The organism is Bifidobacterium minimum (genome assembly GCF_000741645.1).
GTDB lineage: Bacteria > Actinomycetota > Actinomycetes > Actinomycetales > Bifidobacteriaceae > Bifidobacterium > Bifidobacterium minimum.
Window position 1 is genome coordinate 81084 of the sequence record NZ_JGZD01000004.1, and the last position, 15102, is coordinate 96185.

Here is a 15102-nt window from a genome sequence, read left to right on the forward strand (position 1 = left end):
CCACGGCGTCTCCTGAGGCGGCTGACATTCCCCCGGGGGACGTCCAGCAATCATTCAGCAGACGACGTTAGTCTTCTTCGCATGGGTGACGGCAAGACGCATGTGCATGGCCACTTCAATGGCCTGAAGACCACTCTCCTGTTTGGGCTGATGTGGGCCATCATTATGGGAATATGGTGGCTGACGGACGGAACGACGTCCACGCTGAGCGTGTATATCGTCATCGGCCTGGTCACCACCTTCGGATCCTACTGGTTCTCCGACAGGCTGGCGATCGCCTCCATGCGGGCCCGACCCGTCAGCGAGCAGGAGGCTCCTGACCTGTACCGGATCGTGCGTGAGCTGTCCGCCAAGGCCGGGAAGCCGACGCCCCGCATCTACGTCGCGCCCACCGAAAGTCCCAACGCCTTCGCGACCGGACGCAACGAGAACCATGCGGCGGTGTGCTGCACCCAGGGCATTCTGGAGATACTCAACGAGCGCGAGCTGCGTGGAGTCCTCGGCCATGAGCTCATGCACGTCTACAACCACGACATCCTCACCTCCGCGATAGCGTCGGCCATGGCGACCGTCATCACCTATCTCGGATACTCGCTGATGTATCTGGGAGGCGGACGGGACAACCGCGATTCGGGCCCCTTGGGGGCGGTGGGATTGCTGCTGAGCATGATTCTCGCGCCGATCGGCGCGTCCCTCATCCAGATGGCCATCTCCCGGACGCGTGAATACGATGCCGACGAGGACGGCAGCAGGCTGACTCAGGATCCGGAGGCTCTGGCATCGGCCTTGAACAAGATCACCGCGGGGGCGAGCGCGCGACCCATGAGGCAGACCGCAGGCACGCAGTCGGTGTCGTCCATGATGATCGCCAACCCGTTCTCGTCAGGGGGGTTCTCGCGCCTGTTCTCGACCCATCCGCCGACCGCCGACCGCATCGCGCGGCTGATGCAGATGGCGCGGGAGATGCGTGATACCCCACACGTGCTATGATGTCCACTTGTGCGCCTGATGGTTCTCCTCGGGCATCTGCGGATGTAGTTCATCGGTAGAACGGAAGCTTCCCAAGCTTCAGAGGCGGGTTCGACTCCCGTCATCCGCTCCATCGGGGTTTCGCTGTAATAGCAGCGATTAGAAGGTCTTTCACTCTCGGTATTACATCGAAATGATAACTCGATGATAACAATCTGTTTTCCCCAAACATGGTTCCTCCAGATTGCTGAAGGTGGGACATCCCAAACCCGGCGGTCATCGTGTCCAAATCGTGTCCAGACTTGCCCTGACATAGAGACGGCCCCCTCCATATTAAGAGCTGTCAAGTGCTGCTATTCAACGGGTAATGACGACAACTGTGCGACAAACGCCGTCGATGGTGGCGATGAACAACGGTGAAGGATCCGGCTGGTGCTGTATGACGGATACGGTATGGCGGACACGTTCACTGAAGTCAAGAGGATACTAAGAGGTGCGGGTGGAATGGCGGTGAATGACGAGCATGATGCGCGTGACATGCGGATCTGCCTGTACAGTCTGGACGGCCTTCCAAGCGTCGGGGTGTTCCATGTCGACGTTCAGGTTCTCGAAACCCGAGGATGTCGGGGATGTCCGACCGTGCTTCTGGTTCTGAACCGTGCTTCCGATTCAGAACAGGGCGGCGACGAGCAGCAGTATCAGCGTCAGCAGAGGCAGGGACAGCTGCTTGAGGGCGGCGGTTCGCTTGGTGGGGTCCGAGGCGAGCAGCACCACGGCGGCGGCGCTCATCGAAGCGGTTCCGGCGACGATCAGCGCCACGCCGGTGTCCGTTCCCCCGGTCAGGGCGAGGATCGCTCCTGCAATCGCCATCAGCGCGAGGAACAGGTTGTAGAAGCCCTGGTTGAAGGCCATGGATCGGGTGGCCCGGGACTCCTCGGGATCCGCTATGGAGAACGTCGTGCGCGTGAAATCCGAATCCCACAGGATCGATTCCAATACGAAGATGAACACATGAAGCGCACCCGCGGCTATGGCAGCGATCGATGCGGCAATTATCATGACAGTCTCCCCTTTTCCTGCTGCTCTTCCGTCCCGGATTCCAGTGCGTTCACGTCGTTCCACCAGATTAGTTCGTTGGCGGGCAGACGGTATGATTCGTGGCCCGGTTTCCTGGCCTTGCCGATGGCGATGATGATGACGGGCACGTAGCGGTTCGGATCGATGCCGAAAGTCTCGGCGATCCTGTCCTCGTCGAAGCCGCCGATGGGATTGGTGTCGTAGCCGTGCTCCCGGGCGACGAGCATCAGCTGCATGGCCATCAGACTGGAATCGATGTGCACGACGCGGGTCATCTTGTCGCGCGTGAACTTGCGGTAGGCCGGGACGATGGCGGCGAGCTGCGCCTTCGCCATCAGCGTGGGGATTATTCCCCGTTGGGCGGCCTGACCATAGATCCGCTCCGCCTTGCGATAGCACTCGAGGTCTCCGAAGACGACGATCAGATCGGAGGCGTCCCTTGTCTGGCGCTTGTTCAGACGCATCAGGGGCAGAAGCTTTTTGCGTGCCTCGTCCGACTCCACCACGAGGAAACGCCATGGCTGCATGTTGACCGACGAGGGCGCTCGTGACGCTTCGTCGAGCATCCCGACCAGCTCATCGCGGGTGATATGCGTATCGGGATCGAAATTGCGCACCGACCGTCGGCCGGTTATCGCCTCGCTCAGGGTGATGTCGTGCGCGTCGTAGGAGCCGTGTGCCCGGATCGCTGTCATTGTGTGATCGTCCTCTCATCGTCCGATTCCGCGCGGAAAGGAATGAAGCGCGTCTCTCCCCCCTGCGGCGGTGTTCACGCGGCGGCGTCCGCACCTGTGCCACTGGGCGCGCGCGGCGATGTCCGCTGATACGGGGTTGTCGCTGAGCAATCGTACAGAGGGAAGCGTGGCGCCGACGCCGTTGCGCGCACAGCGTGGACGGAACGCGGGCGGTAATGGTCGCCGATATACTGGCTCGCGTCCGTGGCGCGTGCCGTGAGGTCACTGGGCCGATAATGGTGCTATGACCATAGCCACTCGCGAGCGATACGCCGCCATGCTGGATGCCGCACTACGTGGCGGTTATGCCTATCCCGCCATCAACGTCACCAGCACGCAGACGCTGAACGCCGCGTTGCAGGGCTTCGCCGAGGCCGATTCCGACGGCATCATCCAGGTGTCGGTGGGCGGCGCCGCATACCTGTCCGGCAAGGCGCTGTCGGACAGGGCCGCCGGATCTCTGGCCTTCGCGGAGTTCGCCCGTGAGGTGGCATCACATTACACCGGGGTGACGGTCGCGCTGCACACCGACCACTGCGCGCCGCAGTATCTGGACGATTGGGTCCTTCCGCTTCTGCATCGCGAGATCGATCAGCGCCGGCATGGCCAGGAGCCGGCGTTCCAATCGCATATGTGGGACGGGTCGAGCGTTCCGCTGTCGAGGAACCTCACCACAGCGCGGCATCTTCTTGATCTGAGCGATCAGGCGGGCACCATTCTGGAGATCGAGATCGGGGCCGTGGGCGGCGAGGAGGATGGACATAGCGCCGATATCGACGAGCGCCTGTATTCCAGCCCCGCCGATGCCATGAAGGTCGTCGAGCGCCTGGGACTGGGTGAGCGCGGACGGTATATGGCCGCCTTCACCTTCGGCAACGTGCACGGCGCCTACAAGCCCGGCATGGTCAAACTGCGGCCGGCGTTGCTGGGGCGGATCCAGCGGGAGGTGGACGTCCGGGTGAGGTCCGGCTCCTTCCCCGGCGTGGACGCGTCGTCGCTGGTTCCGGGCAAGCCGTTCCATCTGGTTTTCCACGGGGGCTCGGGCTCCACCGCGGAGGAGATCGCCGAGGCGGTCTCGTACGGGGTCGTCAAGATGAACATCGACACCGACACGCAGTACGCCTTCACCAGAGCCGTGGCCGGGCATATGTTCACCCATTACGACGCCGTGCTGAAAATCGACTCCGAGGTAGGCGACAAGCGTTTCTACGATCCGCGATCCTGGGGGCGTGAAGCCGAGGACGCGATGGCGAAAAGAGTGGTACGCGCCTGCGAGCAGCTTGGATCCGCGGGCCGCGCCCTGCGGTGAGCGGGTTCGTCGCCTTCCTCGCGCATCAGGGGAACGGTGTGGTAGGGGCTTCTTCATGGGAGATTCATAGGGACGGCTGCATGGTCGTCCGGCGGCGGACGACTCTCGTGCCGTTTTGTGTAGGGAGCGCGCGATAGCCTGATTCCGGCGGAATTCGTGTTCAGGAGGTGCGGTATGCCCGGAATTGTTCTGATTGGCGCCCAATGGGGGGACGAAGGCAAAGGCAAGGCCACCGATCTGATCGGCTCCCATGTCGACTATGTGGCCCGATTCAACGGGGGCAACAACGCTGGTCACACTGTGGTGGTCGGGGATGAGTCGTACGCTCTGCATCTTCTTCCCAGCGGCATCATCAGCCCGGGCGTCGTCCCGGTCATAGGCAACGGGGTGGTCGTCGATCCCGAAGTGCTTTTCGAGGAGATCGACGGTCTGCAGGCGCGTGGCGTCGACTGCTCCAGGCTGCTGGTCAGCGAGGAGGCGCACGTCATCGCGTCGTACCACCGAGTTATCGACAAGGTCACCGAGCGCTTCCTCGGCAAACGGAGGATCGGCACGACAGGCCGCGGAATCGGGCCCGCCTATGCGGACAAGATCAACAGGGTCGGCATTCGCGTCCACGATCTATTCAACGCGGACCATCTGCACGACAAGGTGGAGGCGAGCCTGCATCAGAAGAACCAGATGCTGGTGAAGCTCTACAACCGACGTCCCATCGACGTGGATGAGACGACCGATGGACTCCTTCGCCTCGGGGAGCGGCTGAAGCCGTATGTGGCCAACACGTCCCTGATCCTCAACAAGGCCTTGGACGCGGGCAGGACGGTGCTGTTCGAGGGCGGCCAGGCGACCATGCTCGATGTGGACCATGGCACATACCCCTTCGTGACGTCTTCAAATCCCACCGCCGGCGGCGCCTGCACGGGAACCGGCGTGGGCCCCACGAGGATCACGCGGGTGATAGGCGTGTCCAAGGCCTACGTGACGCGGGTCGGCGAGGGGCCGTTCCCGACGGAGCTTCTGGACGAGAAGGGCGAGTGGCTTCGCGCTCAGGGGCACGAGTTCGGTGTGACCACGGGCCGTCCTCGCCGGTGCGGATGGTTCGACGCCGTGGTGAACCGTTACGCCGCACGGGTCAACGGCCTGACGGATATCGTCCTCACCAAGCTTGACGTTCTCACAGGGCTGAAGGAGATTCCCGTATGCGTGGCGTATGACGTCGAGCACGCCGATGGCACGCATGAGAGGTATGAGGACATGCCCGTCGACCAGGCCGAGTTCGCCGCGGCGAAGCCCATCTACGAGATGCATCCCGGTTGGGACGAGGACATCTCCGCCATCCACTCGTTCGATGACCTTCCGCGCTCCTGCCAGGATTATGTGCGTCGTCTTGAGGAGCTTTCCGGATGCCGTATCTCGCTGATCGGTACGGGTCCGCAGCGTGACCATGTGATCGAGATCCGTTCGCTTGTCGACTGATCGCCGGTACCGATCGCCGGTGAAAACCGGGGGACGCCTCCCGAATCCGGGCGATCGTGTGATGCCGAGGTCGTAAGGAGGACATGTCACGTGCGCAGACCGCGGGATGCCGGATCCGGATATGGCGATGTGGGCGGATTGCTGTCGCATCTGCGCCAGACGCAGTGGATGATGGCCCTGCGCGCCATGCTGTGCGGGATCGTCGTGGGGATGCTGGTCTCCGTCTATCGTGAGGGGATCGAAGCCGGCACCCGTGCGGCTCAGTGGGGGTATGCCGTTGTGGCGAGGAACCCCTGGTGGCTTGTCGCGTGGGCGTTCGGGCTCATCGGTGTCGCCGCAATCGTGGCTTTTCTGGTGCGATGGGAGCCGATGGCCGGCGGGAGCGGAATACCACAGGTCGAGGGGGTGGCCCTGCGCGGCATGCGCATGCGGTGGTGGAGGGTTCTCCTCGTGCGCTACGCGGGTGGGCTGCTTTGCGGCATGTTCGGCTTGTCTCTGGGACGCGAGGGGCCGTCGATACAGATCGGAGCGGCGTCCAGCCAGGCCGTGTCGCGTGCGATGGGCCGACGCGGAATCGAATCCAACTACCTTATGACCGCCGGTGCCGCGGCGGGGTTGTCCGCCGCTTTCAACGCGCCTCTTTCCGGAATGATGTTCGCGTTGGAAGAGGTCCATCGGAGCTTCTCCCCGATGATCCTTCTGTCCGCCACGGCGGCGTCCCTGAGCGCCGACTTCGTGTCGAAATACTGGTTCGGACTCACCCCCGTTCTCAACTTCACCCGTCTTTCGCAGCTGTCGCTGCCCGAATATCTGTGGATGCTGCCTCTTGGTGTCGTGGCGGGTCTTGTCGGATCGCTTATCAACCGCATGCTGCTGGGTTTCCAGACGATGTACTCCCGGGTTCCCGCCACGGCCCGCATCGGCATCGCCCTGGCCATCGCGCTGCCGGTGGGGATATGGCTGCCGATGGTGTTGGGCGGAGGAGAGGAGCTCATCGGCTTCGCCGAGAAGGCGACCAGTGGGATAGGCTTTCTCGTGATCCTGCTGGTGGCGAAGATGCTGTTCACCTCCACCAGCTTCGGCAGCGGGGTGCCCGGGGGGATATTCATGCCGATCCTCGCCTCGGGGACACTGGCGGGAAGCATCATGGGGCTTGTCGCCGTCCATGCGGGAGTGCCGCAGGAGCATGTGGCGGTTTTCGCCGTATGCGCCATGGCGGGAACGCTGGCGGCGTCCGTGAAGGCGCCCGTCACCTCGATCCTTCTGACGGTGGAGATGTCGGGGACCCTGGTCCATATGCTGCCCGTCACGGCATGCGCCTTCGTCGCGCTGCTCGTATCGGATCTTCTGCACATCAGTCCCATATACTCCGCGCTGCTGGACCGTTATGTGCAGGCCCACCCTGATGACGGGACGGCCCTGCGACGCGATTCGGCCGGCCGGGCGTCGGGGAACGCGGTTATGGAGTTCGCGGTGGAGGCGGGAAGTCCCGTGGCCGGACGCGCCCTGTCGGACGTGTCGTGGCCGTCCGGCGCGGCGATAGTCGACATTCGGCGTGGCGATGATGAGATCGTTCCGACGTCGACCACGGTCGTGGAGGCGGGGGACTATCTGCTGGTGATGTTCCCGGCGACGCATCTCGCGCAGGTCCGGTCCGATATGGCGCCCCTGTGTGGTGCGTCCGACTAGAAGCCGATCGGGCTCCGACGGCCGGGTCCGGTGGCCGGACGTCGTTCGCATGCTCCGAGGTGTCCGTATCCGTATCCGTGTCCGTGTCGGTGGTTGTGGTTGTATCGGTGGCTTCGTCGGTGACCGCGTCCGCGTCCGCGTGTCCTGCGCGCCTCGTGCAATTCTCGGGGCCAGGATCTCCGCCGCTTTTCTTTTCCGTTACGGATCTGTCCCGTGGTAACGCGAGCGAAACCTGAGGGCAATCGGTCGTCTCCTTTCTGTGCATAGCGTGATGCAAAACGATGCAGAGAGAGGACGCGCTTATGAGGGTTGGGCCCCTTTTGCGACGATTCGGACGTGTGGCGGCTATGACCGTGACGTCCGCCGTTCTTCTTGTGGCGATGTTTCTGGTCTTCCCCGCCGAAGGGCATGCTGCCGAAGCGGTGAAGTCATGCAACCCTTCGGCCCAGAACGGGTGTGTGAGCGGAGTCCTCCAGGACGCCTCGCAGAAGCCGGTCGCGGGAGTGACCATCACGCTGTCGGGTACGGAAAAGGCCACCACGACAAGTGCGGCGGACGGCCAATGGGCCTTCTCCGTCAGCGCCGATGGCGACTACACCGTCTCCATCGACCCCTCCGTGGCGAGCGCCCATGGTCTGAAGGCGTCCTCGGCCACGGTGGAGATCGACAAGAACAGCTTCAGCAAACAGCGTGGAGTGGTGAGGTTCGACACGTCGTCATCGGAGAGCTCGTCGTCAGCCTCATCGTCCCCATCGGACGGCTCGTCCTCGTCCTCGTCGTCCGGTGAGTCGTCCTCGTCCGCGTCGCGGACGGAGGATTCCGGAGGATCGACATGGTGGTCCGATGTTCAGGCCCGGTTCTGGCAGCAGCTGTTCTCCGGCGTGATCTTCGGGCTCATGCTGGGGCTGATGAGCATGGGCATGAACCTCATCTATGGCACCACCGGTCTGAGTTCGTTCTCCCATGGCGAGCAGGTGACCCTCGGCGGTCTTATGGCCTACGTCGGAACGCAGATGCTGCACATGCCCCTCTGGGCCTCCGCGGTGTTCGCGATTCTTGTGGGCGGCGTGACCGGGTGGATCCAGAACGATCTGGTGTGGGCGCCGTTGCGTCGCAGACATGTGGGAACGATGCAGCAGATGATCGTCACCATAGGCCTGTCGATGGCGCTGCAGTACACCTACCAGTTCTTCTTCGGAGGCAGCACTCTGGGGATTACGATGCACGTCCCCCAGGGATTCCAGATCGGTCCGATAACCACGGATGCTCCCACGCTGCTGTCCGCGGCCATCGCCATCGCGGTGATCGTCGGCGTGACCGTCTTCCTCTATGGCACCAGAATCGGGCGCGCCACCCGCGCGGTGTCGGACAACTCCGCGCTGGCAGCGGCCTCGGGGATCAACGTGGAGCGCGTGGTGCGCGTGGTCTGGATACTGTCCACGTCGTTGGCGGCGCTGTCGGGCGTCCTCATGGGCATTTACCTCAATGGCGTGGCGTGGAACACGGGGGCCCTGCTGCTTCTGCTCATGTTCTCCGCCGTGACGCTGGGCGGACTGGGCACGGCCAACGGCGCCTTGGTGGGCTCGCTCATCATCGGCGTGGTCGCGGATATGAGCTCGTTGGTCATCCCCAACGACATGCGCTACGCGAGCGCTCTGGCCATCCTCATCATCGTGCTTCTCATCCGTCCCCAGGGACTGTTCGGCAAAAGCCAGAGGGTGGGGTGAGCATGATCCGACGCAATGATGGACAGGGCCTGAAGGACGGTCTTGCGATCGTGACCGTGGACGTGACCGTGGAAAGGAGCCGACAGTGGATTTCGGCACGGTGATTGGCAATTCTCTGGGCGAGCTTCTCGCTCCCACGACGGCGGCCTATGCTTTGGCGGCCATCGGACTCAACATCCACTTCGGCATGACCGGCCTGATGAACATGGGGCAGGCGGGATTCATGCTTCTTGGCGCCTATGGCTTCGCCGTCACGCAGAGCATGGGCTGGAGCCTTCTGGGGTCGGTGCTCGCGGCTTTGGGCCTTGCGGCCATATACGCCGTCCTTCTGGGCCTTCCCACGGTCAAGCTGGGACCCGACTATCTGTCCATGGTGACGCTCGCCTCCGCGGAGATCATCAGGATCATCGGCAGATCCACGTCCCTGACGTGGCTGACGGGCGGTTCGGGCGGCATATCGCCGCAGGACTTCACGGGCAAGTTCGAGGCCGCGTCGCCTCTTCCCGACGGGCGCACGACGTTCCTGCTCTGGACGTATTCGAACAACACGGCGAACTCATGGTGGATCAGAATCGTGGGATGGGCGCTGGTGGCGCTGGGCGTGGCGCTGACGTGGCGGTGGTTCCATTCCCCATGGGGCCGGGTTCTTAAGGGGATCCGCGAGGACGAGAACGCCGTGCGCTCGTTGGGCAAGTCAGTCACCAGGTTCAAGCTTCAGTCGCTGGTCCTGGGCGGAGGGTTCGGCGCCATCGCGGGAATCCTGTTCGTGCTTCCGCGTTCCGTCCAACCGGACTCGCTGGGCAGGCAGGTCACGTTCTACACGTGGACGATCCTGCTGCTGGGCGGTGCGGCGACGGTGTTCGGTCCGATCCTCGGTTCGTGTCTGCTGTGGGTCATCCTCACCTTCACCAAGGAGCTTATGCGCGGCGTGATACCCCAGACCATCATCACCTCGAACCAGGTGGAGGCTCTGGGATGGGTTATCGTCGGCGTGGCGCTGATGTGTCTGGTGATATTCAGACCGCAGGGGATGCTGGGTGACAGGAAGGAGCTGGCGTTCAATGTCTGACAACGCTCATATCGATGGCGCGGGGACGCCGGCGTCCGGTCCCTTCTACGATCTGGCCGCGTGGGCCACCAAGGCGCCGGAGGGAGAATCCCTCATCTCCACGGCCTATGGGGACAAGGTTCAGGAGGATCTGGCCTTCGTCCGCAGCGAACCCGGCGTCCACAAGCCCGACCCGATTCTCGTCGCCGACGGTGTCACCCGCCGTTTCGGCGGCGTGACCGCGGTGGATGTGGGACATTTCGAAATCGAACGGCATGGAATCACCGCGCTGATCGGACCCAACGGCGCGGGAAAGACGACGTTCTTCAACCTCATGACGGGTTTCGACCGCCCCCAGACCGGTTCGTGGACGTTCGACGGGGTGGAGCTCGCAAGCGTCTCCCCCGAGAAGGTCGCCCGGATGGGCATGGTCCGCACCTTCCAGCTGACGAAGGTGATGAGCCGGCTTACCGTGATGGAGAACATGCTGCTGGGCGCTCCCGACCAGCCGGGCGAGGGGATGTTCCGGGCGCTGTTCCCGCCGTTGTGGCGGCGACGCGAGAAGGCGGTGATGGAGAAGGCGGAGTCCCTGCTGAGCCGTTTCCTTCTGGACAAGAAGAAGGACGACTATGCGGGTTCCCTCTCGGGCGGGCAACGCAAATTGCTGGAGATGGCCAGAGCCTGATGAGCGACCCGCAGATGGTGATGCTGGACGAGCCGATGGCCGGCGTGAACCCCGCGCTGAAGCAGTCGCTCCTCGACCATATCGTCGCGCTACGTGAACAGGGCACCACCGTGCTCTTCGTCGAGCATGACATGAACATGGTCCGGCATATCGCCGACTGGGTGACCGTGATGGCGCAGGGGGAAATCGTCGCCGAGGGGCCGCCGAAAACCGTGATGAACGATCAGGCGGTGATCGACGCCTATCTGGGATCGCATGCGAACATCGATCTTGGGGATGACAGCGTTCTGGACGATGGCGTTCCCGCCGGGCCGACGGCCGCACGGGAATAGGCGAGCAGCCGCCGACGAGGCGGTTCACGGATTCGAATGGATTCAAGGAGGTGCGCGATGGACAAGGATTCCCTCACGGGCGTCGCCGGAGACGGAGTGACGGGCGATGCAGGGACGGCGTCCGGACCGGCGGACGGCGTCGATGCGCTGATGGAGGCGGTGGATCTTGTGGCGGGGTACATCCCCGGCGTCAACATCCTCAACGGCGCCTCCCTGACGCTCAACCCCGGGGAGATCGTGGGGATAATAGGTCCCAACGGCGCGGGCAAGTCCACGCTTCTCAAATCGCTGTTCGGTCTGGTCCACGTGTCCTCCGGATCGCTGACGCTCAAGGGCGAGAACATCACGAATATGCGGGCCGACAAGCTCGTCTCCCGCGGGGTGGGATTCGTCCCGCAGACGGAGAACGTGTTCCCCACGCTCACCATCAAGGAGAACATGCAGATGGGTGCGTATCAGGAGCCGGGAAGGTTCGCCGAGAGGTTCGACTACGTGGCCTCGATATTCCCCAAGCTCGCGGATCGGCGCGATCAGGTGGCCGGTTCCCTTTCGGGGGGCGAACGGCAGATGGTGGCGATGGGCAGGGCCCTGATGATGGATCCCTCTGTGCTGCTGCTGGACGAGCCGTCGGCCGGCCTTTCCCCGATGCTTCAGGATGAGACGTTCATCCGCGTGAGGCAGGTCAACAAGGCCGGCGTCTCGGTCGTTATCGTCGAGCAGAACGCCCGCCGGTGCCTGCAGATCTGCGACAGGGGATATGTGCTCGATCAGGGCCGCAACGCCTATTCAGGCGAGGGCCGGTCCCTTCTCAACGATCCCAAGGTCGTCTCCCTGTATCTGGGGAACCTTGAGGAGGAGGTCGAGCAGGAGGGGCGGTGACCGCGTCCCGTCCCTCGTCCGTCGGAGTCGTGACGGCGGTTTCCGTCCGGGCGGTGGCGGCGTCTTTCGACGCTGGGCCACTGAGCGGATACAGCAGGTTCCGTCCGGGTACCGGTGGCGACGTCGGCGGCGAGACGCGACGCCTATCCGGACTCGCGTCGAGTTGTGTTACAAGTAGGCGACAACGACACTTTGGTGAAACATCCGCAGAATATCGCCGTTTCATGGCTCACCTAGCTTGTGGATAACGGATGGGGAGGATTCTGTCGTCCTTGTCCTGCCAGCCGTCCGCGCCACGATCCGCGGACGGAAAGAGAGAGAAAGGTAGTGCGATGAGGAAGAGCAGAACAGCATCCATGGTCACCGCGCTCGCGGCGACCACGGCCGTCATGATGGCGCTCGCGGGCTGCGGCGGGTCCTCGAGCTCCGGATCCTCCGGGTCCTCGAGCTCGTCGGCGCAGTTCGTCGCCGGCGGTCTGTTCCCGCAGACGGGATCACTGGCGTATCTGGGACCGGCGGAGGTGGCGGCCTTCAAGCTGGCGGTCAAGGACATCAACGCCGCCGGCGGCGTTCTGGACAAGGACGTGACCACGGCCACGGCGGACTCCTCGGATGCGGACCACGCCGACCAGAACACGGCCGGCGCGGAGTCCATACTGAGCAAGAACCCCTCGGTTATGGTCGGTCCTCCCTCCAGTGCCGTCGTGAAGAACACCTACAAGGAGGTCACGGAGGCGAAGGTCCCGATGATCTCCAATGGGGCGACCTCGACCAGCCTGTCCGGCATCAATGACTACTTCTTCCGCACGGTGCCTCCGGACACCGTTCAGGGCGCGGTTCTGGGCAGCATCATCGCGCAGGATGGAGTGAGCAATCTGGCAATCGAGGTGTTCAACGACGAGTACGGCACCAGCCTTCGCGACGTGGTCGTCAAAACGGTGGAGGCCGCCGGCGTGAAGGTCGTGTACGGCGCGAAGAGCACCTTCGATCCCACGGAGACGAACTTCTCATCGCTCGTCACGGCGGTCAAGGCCACCAAACCCGACGCCGTCCTCGTGATCGCCTTCGACCAGACCAAGGCTCTGGTCAAGGAGATGGCGGCCCAGGGGCTCGACACCAACACGATGTACATGACCGACGGCAATACCGCGGACTACTCGGACACGTTCTCGGCGGGGCTCCTCAAGGGGACAAAGGGGACCATCCCCGGCGCCCATCCCAGCGACGCGTTCCAGGAGCGTCTGAAGACGATCGACTCCAGTCTGGTCAACTTCACCTACGCCGCCGAGACGTATGACGCGATCATCCTCTCCGCGCTGGCTGCGCAGAAGGGAGGGGCCGTGGACGGCGCCACCGTTCAGAAGAACCTCGCGGCGGTGTCCGGGGCTGACGGCGGAACGAAGTGCACCTCGTTCAAGGAATGCCTCACCCTTCTCAAGGACGGCAAGTCCATCCAGTATTCGGGCCAGGCGGGGATAGGGGCGTTCAACTCCGACAACGATCCCAGCTCGGCGTCGATCGGAATCTACAAGTTCGATGGCGACAACAAGCCCGTGTTCGACACCAGCCAGACCGGCGAGGTCCCGAAGGGCTGATCGCTCGATCCCGTGAACGGCCGGTTCGCGAGGAATCGCGAAGGGCCAGGTTCCCCCCGCCGATCCGCATGGACGGATTCGCGGGGGGAACTTTCTTGCACGTGAGCGGAGTCGGTCAGGGGCCTGGGAACCTCCACACTTCCCGTATGCTGTGTATGATTCCGCTGTATATGGTCACCCCAACAAGGCGGGGCGCCTCGGAAAAGCGGGACTATGGGTCAAAGGGGGGCTGCACTGTGGCTATTGGGATGCGTGACGTCGCGAAGAAGGCCGGAGTATCCCCCAGCACGGTGTCCCTGGTGGTCAATCAGGCCGGCTATGTGTCGGATGCCATGCGGGCCAAGGTCGAAAGGGCGATGGAGGAGCTCAACTACGTTCCCAACGAGCTCGCCCGCAACCTGTACCACGACCGCACCAACATGGTCGGCGTTATCGTCCCGACCATCCGGCATCCCTTCTTCTCCTCGCTCAGCGCGTCCCTGCAGCATGTGTTCATGCAGCATGGCCTCAGGACGCTTCTGTGCTCGACGGTGGACGCCGAGACCGGCGAGGCCAAATACGTCGATATGGCTCGCCGCCACATGATGGACGGCCTGGTCGTGGCCGCGCACAGCGCGCACTCGGAGCGCTACTGGACGTCCATAGGGCGTCCGATCGTCGCCTTCGACAGGTATCTGGCCGACGGCATCGCATCGGTGGGTTCGGATCATGAGCAGGGCGGCATGATGATAGCCCAGCTGCTCATACCGTCCGGGGTGCGGCACGTGGTCATGGTCGGAGGTCCGCTGTCCCAGTTCCATGACATGCCCATAGCCTCGGGAACGACCTTTCCGACCGTGGGGTATTTCATGGCTCTTCAGCGGGAGTGTCTGCGGGCCGCCGTCCGCTGTGACTATGTCGAGGCCGGGACGGTCAGCGATATGAGTGCCTACGCCCAGGCGATTCATGACGTGTTCAGCCGATGGGATGACGTCGATGCGGTCGTCAGTTCCGATATCGGCGCGGCGTACTGCGTTCAGGAGGCGCTTCGCCGGGGGGTCTCCATTCCGCGTGACCTGCAGGTGGTCGCGTATGACGGCACGTATCTGGCCGACTTCGCGGGAATGCGGCTTACCGCCGTACGCCAGGACTGTGACGGCATTGCGGCGGTTATCGCGACGCATATGCTCGACGGCATCGAGCATGATTCGAACGGTGGCGACGATGGTCTGCGCAGGCCCAGACGGGATGTCGTCCCGGTGACTTTGGTGCGAGGCGAGACCACGCGGGCGTAGGGCGGCCGTAGGGGATTGCGGGAACGAGGCCGGGCTCCCGCGATGTCCGTCCCGGGACGCGGGTTCCGGATGGCCGCGCTGCTTCTGGCCATGCTGCCCATCCTGGTTCTCTACATATTCCTTCAGAGGTATGTGGTGGAGGGGGTCACGGCCGGGGCCGTCAAGGGCTGAGAGATTCCCGGACGATCGCAGGAGGGCGCATCCCCCGGACCCGCATTCGTGGTCCGGGGGATGCGTGCTTCCCGGGGCGCCGTCTTGGGTCACATCGTGGACGCCGGCTTGTGGCTTGGCGAAGGGCCGACCTACGT

The 15102-nt window shown here is 63.5% G+C and carries 12 protein-coding genes, 1 tRNA gene and 1 pseudogene; 12 read left to right on the top strand and 2 right to left on the bottom strand.

From position 1 onward, the window contains the following. Window positions 1-81: 81 nt before the first annotated feature. On the top strand, window positions 82-990 hold the full coding sequence (htpX, locus tag BMIN_RS00970) for a zinc metalloprotease HtpX (RefSeq protein ID WP_022861482.1): 909 nt from the start codon (window positions 82-84) through the stop codon (window positions 988-990). A gap of 38 nt (window positions 991-1028) precedes the next feature. Continuing rightward, a tRNA-Gly gene (locus BMIN_RS00975) sits at window positions 1029-1102 on the top strand. Window positions 1103-1638: 536 nt separating this feature from the next. On the opposite strand, the gene BMIN_RS00980 is transcribed toward BMIN_RS00975, so the two are convergent. Beyond that, window positions 1639-2028, bottom strand: a complete 390-nt coding sequence (locus BMIN_RS00980; protein ID WP_022861481.1) for a DUF1304 domain-containing protein — start codon at window positions 2026-2028, stop codon at window positions 1639-1641. Next, a complete protein-coding gene (locus BMIN_RS00985) occupies window positions 2025-2741 on the bottom strand; it encodes a nitroreductase family protein (RefSeq protein WP_022861480.1) in 717 nt (238 codons plus the stop codon). The genes BMIN_RS00980 and BMIN_RS00985 overlap by 4 nt, the downstream gene beginning before the upstream one ends. A 283-nt stretch (window positions 2742-3024) precedes the next feature. On the opposite strand from BMIN_RS00985, the gene fbaA reads away from it, so the two are divergent. The 10 genes and pseudogenes from fbaA to BMIN_RS08480 all read left to right on the top strand — a co-directional run bounded on the left by fbaA (window position 3025) and on the right by BMIN_RS08480 (window position 14965). Next, on the top strand, window positions 3025-4089 hold the full coding sequence (fbaA, locus tag BMIN_RS00990; RefSeq protein ID WP_022861479.1) for a class II fructose-bisphosphate aldolase: 1065 nt from the start codon (window positions 3025-3027) through the stop codon (window positions 4087-4089). A gap of 174 nt (window positions 4090-4263) precedes the next feature. Continuing rightward, on the top strand, window positions 4264-5565 hold the full coding sequence (locus tag BMIN_RS00995) for an adenylosuccinate synthase (RefSeq protein ID WP_022861478.1): 1302 nt from the start codon (window positions 4264-4266) through the stop codon (window positions 5563-5565). 171 nt (window positions 5566-5736) lie between these two features. Then, window positions 5737-7254 (top strand): ClC family H(+)/Cl(-) exchange transporter, encoded by a 1518-nt coding sequence (locus tag BMIN_RS01000; protein ID WP_026647540.1) that lies wholly within the window; start codon window positions 5737-5739, stop codon window positions 7252-7254. Window positions 7255-7601: 347 nt separating this feature from the next. Beyond that, window positions 7602-8981 carry an ABC transporter permease subunit gene (locus tag BMIN_RS01005; protein ID WP_022861476.1) on the top strand — a complete coding sequence of 460 codons (1380 nt, stop codon included), beginning with the start codon at window positions 7602-7604 and terminating at the stop codon, window positions 8979-8981. 85 nt (window positions 8982-9066) lie between these two features. Further along, window positions 9067-10050: a branched-chain amino acid ABC transporter permease gene (locus BMIN_RS01010; RefSeq protein ID WP_022861475.1), complete on the top strand. Its 984-nt coding sequence runs from the start codon at window positions 9067-9069 to the stop codon at window positions 10048-10050. Continuing rightward, window positions 10043-11046, top strand: a pseudogene (locus BMIN_RS01015) (ABC transporter ATP-binding protein). Before BMIN_RS01010 ends, BMIN_RS01015 begins: the two are co-directional and overlap by 8 nt. 57 nt (window positions 11047-11103) lie before the next feature. Continuing rightward, the gene (locus BMIN_RS01020; RefSeq protein WP_022861473.1) at window positions 11104-11925 is read left to right on the top strand and encodes an ABC transporter ATP-binding protein; all 822 of its coding nucleotides are present in this window, start codon (window positions 11104-11106) and stop codon (window positions 11923-11925) included. 332 nt (window positions 11926-12257) lie between these two features. Continuing rightward, complete coding sequence (locus tag BMIN_RS01025; RefSeq protein ID WP_026647538.1) at window positions 12258-13520, top strand: ABC transporter substrate-binding protein; 1263 nt, start codon at window positions 12258-12260, stop codon at window positions 13518-13520. Window positions 13521-13768: 248 nt separating this feature from the next. Then, window positions 13769-14794: a LacI family DNA-binding transcriptional regulator gene (locus BMIN_RS01030; protein WP_033395593.1), complete on the top strand. Its 1026-nt coding sequence runs from the start codon at window positions 13769-13771 to the stop codon at window positions 14792-14794. 42 nt (window positions 14795-14836) lie between these two features. Further along, window positions 14837-14965: a hypothetical protein gene (locus BMIN_RS08480; protein WP_022861469.1), complete on the top strand. Its 129-nt coding sequence runs from the start codon at window positions 14837-14839 to the stop codon at window positions 14963-14965. The last annotated feature ends 137 nt before the right edge of the window (window positions 14966-15102 follow it).